18 protein-coding genes and 1 riboswitch are annotated in these 14,819 nt (G+C 36.4%); of the genes, 15 read left to right on the forward strand and 3 right to left on the reverse strand.

What is annotated here, in order from left to right; all coding sequences use genetic code 11:
* The first annotated feature begins 15 nt into the window (after positions 1 to 15).
* From HNP38_RS06290 to HNP38_RS06315, 6 genes are all read left to right on the forward strand, one after another.
* Complete coding sequence (locus HNP38_RS06290) at positions 16 to 579, forward strand: hypothetical protein (RefSeq protein WP_184186155.1); 564 nt, start codon at positions 16 to 18, stop codon at positions 577 to 579.
* 10 nt (positions 580 to 589) lie between these two features.
* On the forward strand, positions 590 to 1,204 hold the full coding sequence (locus HNP38_RS06295) for an RDD family protein (RefSeq protein WP_184186158.1): 615 nt from the start codon (positions 590 to 592) through the stop codon (positions 1,202 to 1,204).
* A 21-nt stretch (positions 1,205 to 1,225) separates the two neighbouring features.
* Entirely contained in the window at positions 1,226 to 1,504 is a 279-nt protein-coding gene (locus HNP38_RS06300; protein ID WP_184186161.1) for a hypothetical protein, read from the forward strand.
* Positions 1,501 to 2,163 carry an ATP-binding cassette domain-containing protein gene (locus HNP38_RS06305; RefSeq protein WP_184186164.1) on the forward strand — a complete coding sequence of 221 codons (663 nt, stop codon included), beginning with the start codon at positions 1,501 to 1,503 and terminating at the stop codon, positions 2,161 to 2,163. Before HNP38_RS06300 ends, HNP38_RS06305 begins: the two co-directional genes overlap by 4 nt.
* Positions 2,164 to 2,191: 28 nt before the next feature.
* A complete protein-coding gene (locus HNP38_RS06310; protein WP_184186167.1) occupies positions 2,192 to 2,992 on the forward strand; it encodes a hypothetical protein in 801 nt (266 codons plus the stop codon).
* A 55-nt stretch (positions 2,993 to 3,047) separates the two neighbouring features.
* A riboswitch (cobalamin riboswitch) is annotated at positions 3,048 to 3,228 on the forward strand.
* 113 nt (positions 3,229 to 3,341) lie between these two features.
* A complete protein-coding gene (locus HNP38_RS06315; RefSeq protein WP_184186170.1) occupies positions 3,342 to 3,725 on the forward strand; it encodes an acyl-CoA thioesterase in 384 nt (127 codons plus the stop codon).
* A 136-nt stretch (positions 3,726 to 3,861) separates the two neighbouring features.
* Here HNP38_RS06315 and HNP38_RS06320 read toward each other — a convergent pair whose 3' ends face one another.
* The gene (locus tag HNP38_RS06320) at positions 3,862 to 4,452 is read right to left on the reverse strand and encodes an HD domain-containing protein (RefSeq protein ID WP_184186173.1); all 591 of its coding nucleotides are present in this window, start codon (positions 4,450 to 4,452) and stop codon (positions 3,862 to 3,864) included.
* Between the two features lie 73 nt (positions 4,453 to 4,525).
* On the opposite strand from HNP38_RS06320, the gene HNP38_RS06325 reads away from it, so the two are divergent.
* The 9 genes from HNP38_RS06325 to HNP38_RS06365 all read left to right on the forward strand — a co-directional run bounded on the left by HNP38_RS06325 (position 4,526) and on the right by HNP38_RS06365 (position 13,614).
* Complete coding sequence (locus HNP38_RS06325) at positions 4,526 to 5,860, forward strand: cytochrome P450 (protein ID WP_184186189.1); 1,335 nt, start codon at positions 4,526 to 4,528, stop codon at positions 5,858 to 5,860.
* A 212-nt stretch (positions 5,861 to 6,072) separates the two neighbouring features.
* Positions 6,073 to 6,402 (forward strand): PadR family transcriptional regulator, encoded by a 330-nt coding sequence (locus HNP38_RS06330; protein WP_184186192.1) that lies wholly within the window; start codon positions 6,073 to 6,075, stop codon positions 6,400 to 6,402.
* 11 nt (positions 6,403 to 6,413) lie between these two features.
* Positions 6,414 to 8,123, forward strand: a complete 1,710-nt coding sequence (locus tag HNP38_RS06335; RefSeq protein WP_184186195.1) for a PspC domain-containing protein — start codon at positions 6,414 to 6,416, stop codon at positions 8,121 to 8,123.
* A gap of 311 nt (positions 8,124 to 8,434) precedes the next feature.
* Positions 8,435 to 9,016 (forward strand): 1-acyl-sn-glycerol-3-phosphate acyltransferase, encoded by a 582-nt coding sequence (locus tag HNP38_RS06340; protein ID WP_184186198.1) that lies wholly within the window; start codon positions 8,435 to 8,437, stop codon positions 9,014 to 9,016.
* An 85-nt stretch (positions 9,017 to 9,101) separates the two neighbouring features.
* A complete protein-coding gene (locus HNP38_RS06345) occupies positions 9,102 to 9,530 on the forward strand; it encodes a PaaI family thioesterase (protein WP_184186201.1) in 429 nt (142 codons plus the stop codon).
* Between the two features lie 102 nt (positions 9,531 to 9,632).
* Positions 9,633 to 10,619, forward strand: coding sequence for a hypothetical protein (locus HNP38_RS06350; protein WP_184186204.1), 987 nt, complete (start codon positions 9,633 to 9,635; stop codon positions 10,617 to 10,619).
* Between the two features lie 2 nt (positions 10,620 to 10,621).
* Positions 10,622 to 11,716, forward strand: a complete 1,095-nt coding sequence (locus tag HNP38_RS06355) for an RNA polymerase sigma factor (RefSeq protein ID WP_184186207.1) — start codon at positions 10,622 to 10,624, stop codon at positions 11,714 to 11,716.
* Between the two features lie 17 nt (positions 11,717 to 11,733).
* Positions 11,734 to 12,621, forward strand: a complete 888-nt coding sequence (locus tag HNP38_RS06360) for a hypothetical protein (protein WP_184186210.1) — start codon at positions 11,734 to 11,736, stop codon at positions 12,619 to 12,621.
* A gap of 24 nt (positions 12,622 to 12,645) precedes the next feature.
* Positions 12,646 to 13,614, forward strand: a complete 969-nt coding sequence (locus HNP38_RS06365; protein WP_184186213.1) for a chorismate-binding protein — start codon at positions 12,646 to 12,648, stop codon at positions 13,612 to 13,614.
* Between the two features lie 380 nt (positions 13,615 to 13,994).
* Here the strand turns inward: HNP38_RS06365 and HNP38_RS06370 are convergent, their stop codons facing one another.
* Both HNP38_RS06370 and HNP38_RS06375 read right to left on the reverse strand, forming a co-directional pair.
* Entirely contained in the window at positions 13,995 to 14,189 is a 195-nt protein-coding gene (locus HNP38_RS06370; RefSeq protein ID WP_184186216.1) for a hypothetical protein, read from the reverse strand.
* 5 nt (positions 14,190 to 14,194) lie between these two features.
* The gene (locus HNP38_RS06375) at positions 14,195 to 14,797 is read right to left on the reverse strand and encodes a MarC family protein (RefSeq protein WP_184186219.1); all 603 of its coding nucleotides are present in this window, start codon (positions 14,795 to 14,797) and stop codon (positions 14,195 to 14,197) included.
* Positions 14,798 to 14,819: the final 22 nt, after the last annotated feature.

The raw sequence follows: 14,819 nt of genomic DNA on the forward strand, positions 1-14,819 counted from the left end.
TTAATAACAGGCTTTATGAAATTCAGCAGAGAGAACTGGAATTTAAGTGAATATGAAAACTGGCTAGATGCCGATTTTGAAAAGATCAGAGATTTCAATTTAACAGAACCCACCATAGAATGTTTACTGAAAGGCTTTCCTGAAGATGCCGCACCATTCATCAATTTTTACGGTGAAGATAACTTTCTTGAGCTGCAATATGTATCGGATTTTCATGAATTGAATTCTGAAAACATGAATAATTTTGTTATTTTTGGAAGTGACGGAAGCGGAAATCCGATTGGTCTTGACAAAGCTCATAAAGATGCGGTAAAGCTTATAGATCTTGATAATGATCTGAAGATAATAACTATTAACGAAGATCTCTGTGAATTTTTGGAATGCCTTATCACTTATAGAAATTTCATCAATAAAGTCAATGACCTTCATGGTGAAAATGCCTTTTTTGAGGATCGGTATTCATTAGAAGATATTGAGGGCTTAAAAACGGAGTTTGTGGCCATCAATGCCAAACTACCGGAAAGATCTGATTTCTGGAAAAATGAAATCGCCCTGTTAATTGCTAATAAAGGATTGTAAAAGGTAAAACATGAAAAAAACACCCCTAAGAATCGAAGGAATAAATGATAATATCTACGCTGGTTTTGGTACCCGGTTAGCATCATTACTACTGGATGCTATTATTCTTTCTCCACTAATCTTTATTATACTGTTCATTAATTCATTCAGCCTGGACATGTTTTTCTATACAATAGTACCCAACCTATTGTTCAATCTTTGGTATAACATTTATTTGCCCAAACAATATGGAGGCACACCCGGTAAATTAATTATGGGAATGCAAATCTTAAAGCTTAACGGACAGTATATTACATTCAAAGAGGCTTTTCTCAGGCATTTATTAACGTTGATGTTGACTGCTTTTAGTGTTACTTTAATGATTAACTCAATATTGAAAGCTGATGAAGTGACATTTGAAAATTTAAGCTGGATAAAGCAATCGCAGTATTTAATGTCACTTTCACCTGTTCTTTTTACCATTTACAGTTGGGTGAGTAATGCCTGGACCTGGAGCGAACTTATAGTATTATTGACAAACCCCAGAAAAAGAGCTTTACATGATTATGTAGCCGGAACTGTAATTGTAAAAAAAGATTATGTAGAAAGAATTCAACAGGAAATGGCTTCTGAAAATTTGCTGTGATGGAAAGATTATGTATTGATCATGATGAAAAATCTTACCATTCTCCAGATATTCTATGGAAAACTGCTGATTCCCACTGTTTTGTTTTCTTTACTGATCATTTCCCTCACAGGTTTTTCATACCAAAATTTCGGATTGTGTTTTTTTCTCATATTTCCCCTACTTCACTATTTCGTTTATGAAGTAAGGCTTAAAAACGAATATTATTTCTATGCGAATTTTGGATTTTCAAAGCGATTGCTCTGGATCTCAACCCTCGTCATCAGCCTGATTGTAAAAACCATTACCCTGTTTCTATGAGTACATTACATATTGATAGTGTGACGAAATCTTTTGGAAGCAGGAAGGTACTTCAGGATATTTTCTTAAGCTGTAAAACAGGTACAATTACAGGTATTCTGGGCAGAAACGGTGAAGGAAAATCTACTTTGCTTAAAATCATTTTCGGAACGGTAAAAGGGGATCATCAGTTTATAAAGCTGGATCATAAGATCCTGAGAAACCAATCTGACAGAAAGAGCAGGATCGCTTATCTGCCTCAGGAGTTTTTCCTGCCCAAAGGCTGTAAGATCAAAAACCTGATCCCACTCTTTTGTAACAATGAGAATGCAGAAAAACTGTATAAGCTGGATATAATAGCTCCATTTTTGGATCAGACTTCAAGAAGCCTCTCCGGAGGGGAAAAGAAGATCGTTGAAACATTACTCAGTGCTTTTTCCGATGCCGAATTCATATTGTTGGATGAACCTTTTAACGGACTTTCCCCAAAAGTGACAGAAGAAATGAAAAATTTAATCAAAGAGCAAGCTGTGGACAAAGGCTTTATCATTTCGGATCACCGCTATGAGGAGGTACTGGATATTTCAGATGAAATTTACCTGCTTTCCGATACTCACTTAAAGAAGATCAAAGATTTTAAGGAATTGCAATTACATAATTATCTTCCTAAAAATATTTAATTATATATTTGATGCATCAAATATTTTCATGATGACCTCTGTAAGCAAAGCATTTTATATATCAGTATTCAGTCTTTTTTCCCTATCATTTGTAAATGGCCAGCAAAAAGTTCCTTTTGGAGTGGTAAAAGCAGAAGAAGGCTATGCAATGGTTCGTGTTCCGAAAGATAATTACAGAAAAATCGTGGATAAGATCCGTATGCGTAAAGGGGATGTCTTTGTCTATGTAAAACCCGCTCCGGGTGAAACGGAATGGCTTTGGATCAAATACCCTGAGAAACCGGAAACAGAAAAGCTTTTCATAAGATACGACAGCCTTAATAAAGAGGGTATGGTGAATAAAGACCGTGTTGTTTTTATCGACCGGCTGCCTCATTTCACTCCTTCTAAATCGAAAAACGGGAAATCCCTTATTTTCACTGATGATACTGACTCAAAAATACCGGCTGCACAGAGAAGTAAGGTGATCATTGATATTTACCCATCCAATGCCGGATACCGTAAACAGGAAAAAGATGCTGAAGGAAATATTGCTGCAATAGATAAGGTAAAACCCTGGGGAATCGGTAAAGAGCTTCCGGAAGGAATGACCGAGATCAGATCTATAAAGGTTCAGCAGCCCGGAAGAGGCTCTATTTTTGTAAGGGATGCCATCAAAAATCTATTCCAGCCATCTACGGATTTTAACAATATCGGGGTAACCGCTCTCGATAAGGATCATATTTTCCTTTATATGATCAATGGTTCAGGAGAAAACAGGTATGTTACCTTTTGGACGATCAAAGAAGGAAAAGTCATCAGCCAGATTATTTACAAAAATCCTGAATAATTTAACGGAATTCCCGGCTTTATCCTTATTTTTGCTCCTGAAAAAGCTTTAAGCTTATTCATCAATAGAAATTGGTTCTGCCTAACCGCAGATTAAAAGGGAATCGTGTAAAATCACGAGCTGTCGCGCAACTGTAAACTACCAAGGTCTTTATTAATGATCCACCGTGCCCGGAGCATGGGAAGGAAATAAAGAGGGTACAAGCCAGGAGACCTGCCTTTTTCTTTAAACAAAAAACTTTCGCGATCTGAAGTTTATTGATCTGATGGATGTTTCAGGGATTTTGAGTTCCTGCTATCATTCTGTTGTTTGGTATATTTCATTTCGCTTTAATTATAATAAATGAGATATGACTACAGAAGAAAGAATTGAAGCCTCCGAAACCAGAATTTTCAAAGCCGTTTTCCCGAATACGACCAATCATTATGATACGCTTTTCGGAGGTACCGCCATGCAGCTGATGGATGAGGCTGCCTTCATCACGGCTACCCGTTTTGCCAGAAAAAGAGTGGTGACTGTAAGCAGTGACAAAATTGATTTCAAGAAACCTATTCCTGCCGGAACTATTGTTGAACTGGTCGGAAAAGTAGTTCATGTGGGAACGACCAGTATGAGAGTGAATGTAGAGATCTATACGGAGCAGATGTACAGCTATGAAAGAGAAAGGGCCATTGTAGGGGATTTTACTTTTGTGGCGATTGATGAGTTCAAGAAACCCATTCAGGTACTATAATTTAAATAGGTTCCGGCGGCCATTCTGGCCGCCGGAACCTATTTAACGTCAAAACTCAATCATTAAGTTTAGTATTTGAATTCTTCAAAATAAGCATACTCGATATTCTTTATCTTGCCTTGCGATTATTTGAAACTTATTTTAAAACCTTATCCGTTTCCAGGTTTCTGCTTAATAACAGTTCAAAAGCCTCCCCCATTTCGTCTGATGCCCTGCTAATGGCATTTTCCAGCATTTTCCTGATCTGTTTTTCCGTTATGCCAGCTTCCGTCCAGCTTTTTCCGGAAGTATGGGAGTTCAGGATAAAAGGCATAATACGGTCTATAGCACAGGCAAAAACAGCATCCGGGGTCTTTTCCTCCTCAAATTCAAGCCACAGATTAAAGAATTCTGAACGCAAAGGCTCATCTAAAATCCCGAATATTTTCTGTGCAGACAGTTTTTCCCTTTCAAACTTCCCCACCATTGCCTTTTCATCAAACAGGAAAGTATCTCCGGCTTCAATTTCCACCAGGTCGTGAATGGAAAGCATTCTTATCACCCTCAGAAGGTCTATATCAGCTCTGTTTTTGGCATAAGGATAAAGGATTTGCGCCAAAATAATAATCTGCCATGAGTGTTCGGCCGTATTTTCCCTTCTTGAATCATCCGCATTATAGTTTCGTCTCTGTACATTTTTTAAAGCATCAGCAGCTAAAATAAAATCGATTTCCTTCTGTATTTTCATCCTGCAAAAATAGGAATAGTGTTTTAAACTTCTTTGAAGATTAAATCGTAATTTTAAATGAGAAATATACATCATGGCTTCAGCATTTAATTATCCGCCCGAAATCAAAGGGAAAAGAAAACTATATTCATTGCTAAAGGGAGTGAACCATCCGCTTGAAGTATTCAGCAGGAATCATGAATTTGCGGGGGATAACTTTTACATCAATGCTACACTCACCCATAAAAAATTTATTTTCTCGCAGGACAAGGAATTCGTTGAATATATTTTAAAACAGAACCATAAAAACTATTATAAATCCGAAATCCAGTCTGTTACTTTAAGAAAATACCTGGGAAAGGGATTATTGACGAATAACGGAAAGGACTGGCTAAGGCAGCGGAGGCTGATACAGCCCGGTTTCAGCAAGGTAAAGATCATGAATCTGGTTTCGATCATGCAGGATGAGATCGACAGGTCTTTTAAACTTTTTGAAACCCGAAGTGAAACCGATCTCTATGTCTTTTTTCATAAATTAACCTTCAATATTGTAGCTAAAACACTTTTCAGTTCTGATATTGATGAAGAGATGACTGATGAACTCAGCAGGATCATCACAGATGTACAGGAAGTTTCCACCAAAGAGGTGAGACTGCCTTTTTATGCAAAATTTCTGGCTCTGTTCGGGGTAATCCGCAAGGCTGTTATGAAAAGTAAAAAAGCCCGGCAAATTATTCAGAGCATCCTGGACAAAAGAAGGGCTTCCTCTGAGGAAAAGAATGATCTTCTGGATATGCTGATCCAAACCCGGTATGAAGATACGCAGCAGCCTATGATGGATGAGCAGCTGGTAGATGAAATGCTGATTCTTTTTATCGCAGGCCATGAAACCACTGCCAATGCCCTGAGTTTTATTTTTTATGAGATCAGCCGGAACCCCGAAGCAGAAAAAAAGCTGAATAAAGAAATACTGGATGAAGGAGAATCTGTTTTCACCGCTGAATCTTTAATGAAAAGATCATATACCTTAAACATTATCAAAGAAGCAATGAGGCTCCATTCCCCGGCCTGGGCCATTGACCGCGAGGCTCTGGAAGATGACAGCTTTAAAGAATATTCCTGGCCAAAAGGTACCCAGATTATCCTTTATATAAGCGGATTACACAGGAATATAAAATATTGGGAAAACGCTGATGCTTTTATTCCGGAACGTTTTGATGATGAGAATTCCAAGAACTTTCCTTATTATCCTTTCGGAGCAGGGCCAAGGCTATGCATCGGGGAACATTTTGCCCTGATGGAAATGGCTCTTGTAGTACGAAGGTTCTATAGAGATTTTTCTTTCCAGTCGTATCAAAATCAACTAAAGAAAAAAGTTTTGGTCACTTTAAGGCCTGTAAGTGTAAAAGGAAAAATCATCTCAAAATAGAGATTTTTTATCATTAATTTAAATCATAAAATTTTACATTAAAAATAATTCAACTGATTATCAATTAGTTAAAATATTTTATATTATTTTTTTACTACTTTGTATTACATAATACCATTTTATTTACATATCTTTGTAATGTAAAATCGGAAAAGGCTCAACTAGCTAGGAGCACATTCTGAAAATATAACCTAATTAAAAACTTATTAAAGATGAATACTGAAAATACCAAAGCGCAAATGCGAAAAGGAATTCTGGAATTCTGTATTTTAAGTCTCATCAATCATCGTGAAATGTATGTTTCCGACCTTATAGATGAACTGAAAAAAGGAAAACTGGATGTAGTAGAAGGAACACTCTACCCTCTTCTGACAAGATTAAAAAATGGCGAATTCCTTTCTTACCGATGGGAAGAATCTACCGGAGGGCCTCCAAGAAAATACTACCAGATTACAGAAAAAGGCAAGTTATTTTTAGATGAACTTCAAAATACCTGGAACGAATTAACACATTCAGTAAACCAAATCACTCAAAAAATTTAAAAAACAAAGCTATGAACAAGACACTCTCAATAGGACTCGCAGGTTTTTCTTTTACCATAGAAGAACACGCATATATAAAGCTCAGCGATTACCTGAATGCCCTGAGAAGCTCACTGGACGCTTCGGAAGCAGATGAGGTAATGCATGACATAGAGATCAGAATGGTGGAGATCTTCAGAGATTCATTAAATAAACGTGACGTGATCAATGATACGGATGTGGAAAAGGTAATTGCCCAGATCGGGACTCCTGAAAAGATCGAAGAGCAGGAAGAAGCTTATTATTCTGAAAAGAACAGCTCAAAAAACAGCACAGGAACCGCATACTCAGATAAAAAACAGCTTTTCCGCGATCCTGAAAGACAAAAGATCGCAGGGGTTTGTGCAGGGCTGGCCCACTATGTAGGAATGGATATTACGGCCATGAGAGCTATCTGGCTGGGAATTTTCATCCTTGGAATTTTTACGGCCGCTATTTCATCTTCATTAATTGTATTGCTTTACATTATCCTTTGGATCGTACTTCCTAAAGCAGAAACCGCAGCAGATTTCCTGAAAATGAAGGGAAAGCCTATGAACTTCGACAATCTTAAGAATGAGTCCAACAAGTTGGTGCAGTTTGCCAACGAATCTACTCAGAGGGTCGGAGAAATGTATAACGAAAGTAAGCCGTACATCAATAATGCCGGGAGCGGAATATGGAATGTAATCCGTTATCTGTTAGGAGGATTTTTTGGGCTCGTAGCTTTCTGCATGTTGATAAGCTCTTTTGTAGTCTTCGGTTTTATGGGAAATGATGAATTTCCGCCTATTAACCATATGAACTATCTTTTTGATGACGGACAAATGAAGTATGTCCTTATGGCAATGATCGTGATCGGAACTTTAATTCCTGCCATCATCTTCGCTTTATTGAGCATTAAGCTGATCTCTCCGAAAACAAAATTAAGAAATATCGGCTGGGTAATCGGGGCACTGGTACTTATTCTGATCGGTCTGAGCACCTATTTCGGAATCAATATGGCCAAGCAGGACCTATTCTTAAAAGGTGAAAAAGAAGACACCGAAGAAGTATCGATCAATACTACCTCAGACAGCCTGTATATCGATGTGAAGCAGGTAACCATTCCTCAGGAGTTTAAAGGATTTGAAGACAATATCTACTCTGATAAAAAGTCTGTGTTTGAAAAAGACTGGATCCATGTAGATGTTACAAGGAAGGCAGATATAAAAACACCATATTTAATTATTAAAAAGGAAGCCAGAGGGTACAATATCCCGCTAAATATAAGTGTTCCTGTTGAAATTGTAAACAACAAGATCCTTCTTCCAAACTATGTAAAATACCCTTATGACCATAGGTTCAGAGATTACAGCATCAATTATGAGCTTGTTATCCCTCAAAAAACCGTTGTAATTCCTGTTAAAAAAGACAGAATTGATTTTGACGGAGACCTTAATGGAGACGGCATAAATGATGATGAGCAGGATAGAGACGAAGATGGCAATATCAAAATTGAGAACAATAAAATTACCGTGAACGGCTCTACCATTGAATATGACTCTGATGATAAAGACAGCGTTATCGTCAACGGAAAAAAAGTTCCGAGTTCTGACGCCGATAAGGTAATTGACTCTATGAAGTCCGACATCAAAAAAATGAAAGATGTAGACATCAAGATCAAAGAAGGTAAAAACGAAATTTCCATACAAACTAAATAATTAACTGCAGAGAGTGGCAAGAAGGTGTGAATGGATGGCAACCGTTTGAAATTCACACTCTTCTTCTCTCTAAAAGATAAAAAAATATGATTATTTAGTTCTTTATGTTAAAAAAATATTATACCTTCGTGTAGTTATTATAAATTTTTCCAAATCCAAAAAAATTTAACCATGATACAGTTAGCATTAGAAATTGTAATGAAAATCGTAGATTTAATCAGCGGTTTGTTTTAAGAGCGATAATATTTCGATATATTTGTAAAGTATAACCATTTTTTGGTTATACTTTTTTTGTTTTAATACAGGATATTATGAAAAAACTGATAGGCAAACTGATGTTAAAGCTCATGGGCTGGAAGGTTGTTCTGCAAGGTGATGTAAACAACCTGGACCGATGCATCCTCGTTGTAGCTCCACATACCCATAATATGGAATATATTTTGGGTAATTTTGCCTACTGGTCTCTGGAAAAACCTCTGAAAGTAATTATCAAGGATGCCCATACCAAAGCATGGTACGGCGGTCTCGTTAAAGGCTTGGGAGGAATCGGGATCGACAGGAGCCAGAAAAATGATCTGGTGAACTTTGTAGCCAGACAATTTGAAAAAGAAGACTTCAGCCTTGTGATCACCCCTGAAGGTACCAGAAGCTGGGTTCCGAAATGGAGAAAAGGCTTTTATCATATGGCTATGGCCGCTAAGGTACCTATTGTTTTAGCCGCGGGAGATTTTAAAAGGAATATTATTTACTTAGGGTATACCATCCCTTATGAAAAGATTGTTTCTGTTCCATTCTCAGAAATCATGGAAGAAATTCAGAACTATTATATCAAAAACGATATTACCCCTAAAGTTCCGGCCAACTGGAACCCTAATATTATGGGAGATGAGTAATGGGAAGTTAGAAGTTAGCAAAATTACTCATTGCCAATTACTTATTACTCATCATTTATCAATCATCATTTATCACTTATAAAAAATGAAAGGCGAAACCAAAGAAGAAATATTGGAATTTTTAAACAGCTGGGGAAATGTGACGCTGGCAAAAACTCTGGAAATAAAATTTACAGATATAGATCTGGACAATGAAACACTTACCGCTACCATGCCCGTTCAGCCTAAGGTACACCAACCTTTCGGGATCTTACACGGCGGAGCAAGCTGCGTTTTAGCTGAAACGCTAGGATCCAGCCTGTCTAATATTTTTATTGACAGCAGCAAATATTACGGAGTAGGAACAAACATTAATTCTAACCATTTAAAAAGCAAAAAGGAAGGCATCGTTACCGCAACCGCCCGCTTCATCAGAAAAGGAAAGACCATGCACGTTTCCGAAATTGAGATCCGTGATGAAAAAGGAGATCTCATCAACCATACAACCATGACAAATAATATACTCAACAGGTAATTTAAATATTTCAAAACAATGCAAGGCTCAATTTTTTGAGTCTTTTTTTATATTATTGCTGCAACCTTTTTACTTTTAATCATCTTATAAGAAAAAAGAACCATGAAAACTTTAATTTTACCTTTATTATTTTTATTAACATTCTTTATATCCTGCAGAGATAATGATATTGCTGAAACCTTAGAGAAACAGGTTGCTTCTTATGACGTATATGTTTCAGGTAAAGAAAGTGGCCAGTTATGTTATTGGAAGAACGGAATAAAGCATAACATAGCAAATAATTCAATAGACCATGTCCCATCAAAGATATATATATCCGGAAATGACGTTTACATTAAAGGAAGATACGGCTATTGGAAAAACGGAAACTATACTACTTATTATCAGGCTGCGGGCCTTACCAATCAGTCGGTAATTGATATTTTTGATTTTTATGTAAAAAATGGAAACATTTACTTTGTAGGCTATACATGGGTATTTAACAGTTCAGTAGCCGATAAATATGAATTTTGCTATTGGAAAAACGGAGTTAAAACATTATTATTCAAAGATATATCAACCTATAACGACATATGCACAATAACGGAATTTAATTCAGATGTTTATGTAGGCGCTGTAAAAAAAGAAAATGGCATCTATGAAAGTGGCTATTTTAAAAACACAACTTTTTATCCTTTGTTTAGCTCTCCAACGTCCGGGCCTCAAAGCACCAATGTAGTTTCCAACAATGACAACATCTACTTTTCCACACTCCTGTTTTACAAAAATTTACAAACCGGCAATCAGGTAAATATACCGCCATTACCTAGCGGATATCATAGCAGCAATATTCCTGCACTGGATCAAAATGACCTTTATAATAATGGCAGTCAGGATTATTATTACAAAAACGGAAATTTAATTTCCTCTCCCAATTTTTCAAAACCAATCATTAAAGATTTGAAAGTAATGGATCAAAATGTATACATGATCAGAACCGATCCAAATGATACTGAATTTAAAGTATATATTAATAATGTAGAAACGCAAACCATTCAAAATGTAAATTTTGGATCAGGTTTTAATAATATTACTGTTGTAAAACATTAAATATGCCTAAGCAGCACAACTGGCAAAAAATCTATCAGGAATATTCCCCAAAACTTTTGGGGATCTGCCGCAGGTATATACATGATATATATGCTGCAGAAGATATTATTCAGGAAAGCTTTATTACGGCAATACAAAATAACCACCAGCTCAGGGAAGAGAAAATGCTGTTTGCATGGCTTAAAAAAATTGTAGTCAATAATGCTTTACAACACCGGCGGAAAGCCAGTAAGGAAGTTTTTATCATTACCGAACCCTTAGAAATCCCAGATACCTTTTCAGAGATGAGCCATTATTCTGCGTCAGAAGAGAAAAAACACATTTTAGCATATGATTTTACACGGGAAGAGCTCTTATCATCTATTGACAGCCTGCCTTCCCATCACAGATCCGTTTTCAATTTATATTATATTGAAAACTATTCTCATGCGGAAATTTCCAGTCTTTTGGAGATTTCCGTTAATACCTCCAAATCGCATTTATTAAGGGCAAAAAAATCTATTCAGAACTATCTCATTAATACGGTCAGAAACCAAAATATCCCGAAAAGCAGAAAAAAAACCACACAGATCCTTATTTTGTTTGGATTGGGCGGCTTATTATGGGCACAGGCCTTTAAAAGCAAGTTTTCCGATTTTACAATATCTCCTTCAAAAGTTTTTGACATCCCTGAAAACCCTGAATTTAAAGCCTTAGCTTTAGGAACAGATCAAAATCTAAAAAAGAAATTAACAATCAGTGCTACCCTTCTGGTCATTATTTTGAGTTCCATATTTTTATTGAAACCTGCAAAATCATTTCCGCCGAAACATACATACACTGCTCATCCGGCTTCCAAAACAAACAAAGAAAAGACTATTGCTCAAGCAGCAGCCCTAAAAACTGCAACCAGCCAACCCGTCGTTTTTGCTAAAAATTCGGGATATTCGGATTCTAAAGAAGGCAGCCTAAAAGAAAATTTACCTTCAAAAGAAGATGTAACTGCTCTTCAACAAAGATCAAAAAAAACAATTATCAAAGACTCTCCCGACATCCCCAAAAAGGTAATTGTCGTAAAAAAAATCATCCAGAAAGATACTATATTTATAGAAAGATAAAACTAACTTCCACAACCATGTTCCTCAGAAAGCTGCTTTCCTTTTTCACAATTATTTTATTACATTTCTCAAATGCACAAAAACCAAAAACCGACACCGTCTACGTTTATGAAAAGGTGATAGTCTATGACACAGTTTATTTAGAAAAATCTCTAAAATTAAAGCCTGGCACAGTTTCTTTTTCCCATTTAAACATACAGGAAAAAGAAATCAGGAATATCGTCAGAGAAAATATTGCAGAAAATAAAACAAATTCCAATCGGCAAAATCAGTCGGCAACAAGCTTCCAATACGGCATTGAAACCGGAGCCGGGCTGAAAAAGAGCAGTTGGGCAAAAGAACTTTCAGATCAAAAACAGCAGTTTGGAGAAAATATCGGGGCCTGGGTGTCAAAAAATATTTTTGCTTCACCCTTATCAGTAATGCTATCAGCCAATGTTTATTACTGGAATTCCACCTTTGATCTGGACGCCAATAAAGAAGATACTTTTCTGAACGGATTTTACTTCAGCAAAGACCATCAGCCATTATTATTTCAGAAATTCAATAACAAGCATTTCGAGTACGCCCTTCAGCTGAAATTACTCTATGAATGGAAGAATATCCGTCCTTTCGTTGGTTTTCTGGCAAATAAGAATATCTATAAGATGCAGTTTCTGGTTCCGGAAAATGATGTTCTGAACAAATTGGATGACTTCAAGACCCATCAGATCAATTTTGGATTCTCTCTCGGGCTTCAATACCGCTTTTTCAAACGGTTTCTGCTGTCTTTTGATTACCAGTATTGTAAAATGAAGAATGTCTCATTAAAAAATCCATCGTTTGATTTTGACATCTTTGAGACTAATAATACCTTTGCTGAAAGAAAAACCAACTTAGGAATATCTTATATTATTTCTAAATAATGTTTCCGAAAAAGCATCAAGTTAATGATTTACTTCAAGTTGCCATTCAACGAAAAACTGTACACTACAGACAATGATCCTGTTAAAAGTTCTGTAAGCTTTCATTCTTTTGACGGCTTCATACAACAAAATTTCAACGGAAACTGCATTGAAGTAACCCCGGAAAGGTTTGAAAATATAAAACTTACAAATCTGTCCCTGTCAAAGGACAAAAGCCAATTTAATGCTGAAACCAAAGATGAATATTTGCATAAGTTAAACCATGTGATAGAATTCATCAAACAAAATAATCTCCCGAAGCTGGTCCTTTCCAGAAGAAAAATATTCCGGGATTTCAAAAACATTAACCTGAATGAAAGCTTCAAAAATCTTTGCAAATCTTATCCCAATGCATTCCGATATATTTTCATTAATGGAGAAAACTCATGGATAGGTGCTTTTTCAGAAGTTCTGGGAAAATTCAATAAAACGACCCATGAGTTTGAGACCATGAGCCTGGCAGGTACTTTACCGGTTCCGGAAAGCTGGTCTGAAAAAGAAATACAAGAGCAAAAGCCCGTATCATCCTATATCCGGGAAGTTCTTGAAAAATATGCCGGAAAAGTTAACATGTCCGAAACTTATGACCATATTTCCGGCTCTATAAAACATCTTCGGACAGATTTTAAAGTCAAAATTCGTCCGGAAGACCTGGAATCCATTATTAAAGAACTACATCCTACTCCGGCTGTATGCGGTATTCCGAAGGACTTTTGCATAGAAAGTATCCAAAGGTTTGAAAAATCCCCCCGTGAATTGTATGCGGGGTATATCAAAATTGAAACGGAAGAAACCGTTCAGTATTTTGTCAATCTGCGTTGTGCCAGATTATATCAGAACGCAGTTCATTTGTTCGTAGGAGGAGGCATTACAGCCCAAAGCGACCCTGAAAAAGAGTGGCGGGAAACCGAGCTGAAATCTGAAGCTGTATTGAAAAATCTGGTGATTTCTTAAAACTATTGCTTTTACTTAAAACATATTTGTGTCCTATACCCAATAGTAGGAATGTCATACCAAGCACAAAACGACATTTTGCAAATGTAGTTCTCGAAGCATCTTAACTTTTATTTTTGTCATTCCCTAGGAATATAATAAAAGAGTTGAGATTCCTTCTGAGTGACAATGATAATGCTTATTTCATACTTAATGTAACTTTAATTACAATATTATATTCATGAGGATTGTCATTCCGCAGGAATCTAACCGATCAATTTTTAAATGGTTTTGTTGAGATTCCTGCGGAATGACAAACTTTTGCGCTAAAGATAGTCTTAAATAAACAAAAACCTCTTCCAAAGAAGAGGCTTATTTATCAGTAATTAATAGTCGGAAAATTATTTCCTCACTCCTATTTTGCTCCAGGTATTCAGTACAAAAAGTAAAATAATACCAATAACAGCCGAGGCAATTGAAATGACAGACTTGAAGTTATCTTCTGCCAATATCTCTGAGTTCCAGTCTATGGTATAAAAATTAACGGCAATAAAAATAACGAACAGTACTAAAAATACTTTATAAAACTTCTGCATGATTTTTAAAAATTAATAGAATTCTGCACCAACTGAGCAAAATTTGCGGTGAATAATTTAATTGAAATTGCCAAAAGGATGATCCCGAAAACCTTCTGCAGGATAGCCAGCGTAGCTTCCCCCATTTTCTTTTCTAACCAAGTAGCCGATTTCAACACCAAATATACGAAAATTGTATTGAGTATGATGCCACAAATGATATTGACATCGTGAAATTCAGACCGGAGAGATAACGTGGTAGTCAAAGTTCCTGCACCGGCAACCAACGGAAAGGCAATAGGAACGATGGATGCCGATTTTGCTTCCTTAGATTTATTGATCTCGATACCGAGGATCATCTCCAGAGCAATAATAAAAATTACAAATGCTCCGGCAATGGCAAAGGAATTTACATCAACTCCAATAAATTTCAGGATCTTATTTCCTACGAAAAGGAAAACCATCATTAACAATCCCGCAGTAATCGACGCCTTCTTTGCTTCAATTTTTCCAAACTTCTGCTGTAAACTTACTATAATGGGAATGGAACCGATAATATCAATTACAGCAAAAAGTACCATAAAACAGGTGAGGATTTCCTTAAATGAAAAATGCTCAAAAATCTCCATGTCTTTGTAATTAAAAATTTCG

The organism is Chryseobacterium defluvii (assembly GCF_014204415.1).
GTDB lineage: Bacteria > Bacteroidota > Bacteroidia > Flavobacteriales > Weeksellaceae > Chryseobacterium > Chryseobacterium defluvii_A.

What these genes read in the sequence shown, in the direction of transcription:
- HNP38_RS06290 (WP_184186155.1), top strand. Translation starts at nt 16, where the DNA reads ATGAAATTCAGCAGAGAGAACTGGAATTTAAGTGAATATGAAAACTGG.
- HNP38_RS06295 (WP_184186158.1), top strand. Translation starts at nt 590, where the DNA reads ATGAAAAAAACACCCCTAAGAATCGAAGGAATAAATGATAATATCTAC.
- HNP38_RS06300 (WP_184186161.1), top strand. Translation starts at nt 1,226, where the DNA reads ATGATGAAAAATCTTACCATTCTCCAGATATTCTATGGAAAACTGCTG.
- HNP38_RS06305 (WP_184186164.1), top strand. Translation starts at nt 1,501, where the DNA reads ATGAGTACATTACATATTGATAGTGTGACGAAATCTTTTGGAAGCAGG.
- HNP38_RS06310 (WP_184186167.1), top strand. Translation starts at nt 2,192, where the DNA reads ATGATGACCTCTGTAAGCAAAGCATTTTATATATCAGTATTCAGTCTT.
- HNP38_RS06315 (WP_184186170.1), top strand. Translation starts at nt 3,342, where the DNA reads ATGACTACAGAAGAAAGAATTGAAGCCTCCGAAACCAGAATTTTCAAA.
- HNP38_RS06320 (WP_184186173.1), bottom strand. Translation starts at nt 4,452, where the DNA reads ATGAAAATACAGAAGGAAATCGATTTTATTTTAGCTGCTGATGCTTTA.
- HNP38_RS06325 (WP_184186189.1), top strand. Translation starts at nt 4,526, where the DNA reads ATGGCTTCAGCATTTAATTATCCGCCCGAAATCAAAGGGAAAAGAAAA.
- HNP38_RS06330 (WP_184186192.1), top strand. Translation starts at nt 6,073, where the DNA reads ATGAATACTGAAAATACCAAAGCGCAAATGCGAAAAGGAATTCTGGAA.
- HNP38_RS06335 (WP_184186195.1), top strand. Translation starts at nt 6,414, where the DNA reads ATGAACAAGACACTCTCAATAGGACTCGCAGGTTTTTCTTTTACCATA.
- HNP38_RS06340 (WP_184186198.1), top strand. Translation starts at nt 8,435, where the DNA reads ATGAAAAAACTGATAGGCAAACTGATGTTAAAGCTCATGGGCTGGAAG.
- HNP38_RS06345 (WP_184186201.1), top strand. Translation starts at nt 9,102, where the DNA reads ATGAAAGGCGAAACCAAAGAAGAAATATTGGAATTTTTAAACAGCTGG.
- HNP38_RS06350 (WP_184186204.1), top strand. Translation starts at nt 9,633, where the DNA reads ATGAAAACTTTAATTTTACCTTTATTATTTTTATTAACATTCTTTATA.
- HNP38_RS06355 (WP_184186207.1), top strand. Translation starts at nt 10,622, where the DNA reads ATGCCTAAGCAGCACAACTGGCAAAAAATCTATCAGGAATATTCCCCA.
- HNP38_RS06360 (WP_184186210.1), top strand. Translation starts at nt 11,734, where the DNA reads ATGTTCCTCAGAAAGCTGCTTTCCTTTTTCACAATTATTTTATTACAT.
- HNP38_RS06365 (WP_184186213.1), top strand. Translation starts at nt 12,646, where the DNA reads ATGATTTACTTCAAGTTGCCATTCAACGAAAAACTGTACACTACAGAC.
- HNP38_RS06370 (WP_184186216.1), bottom strand. Translation starts at nt 14,189, where the DNA reads ATGCAGAAGTTTTATAAAGTATTTTTAGTACTGTTCGTTATTTTTATT.
- HNP38_RS06375 (WP_184186219.1), bottom strand. Translation starts at nt 14,797, where the DNA reads ATGGAGATTTTTGAGCATTTTTCATTTAAGGAAATCCTCACCTGTTTT.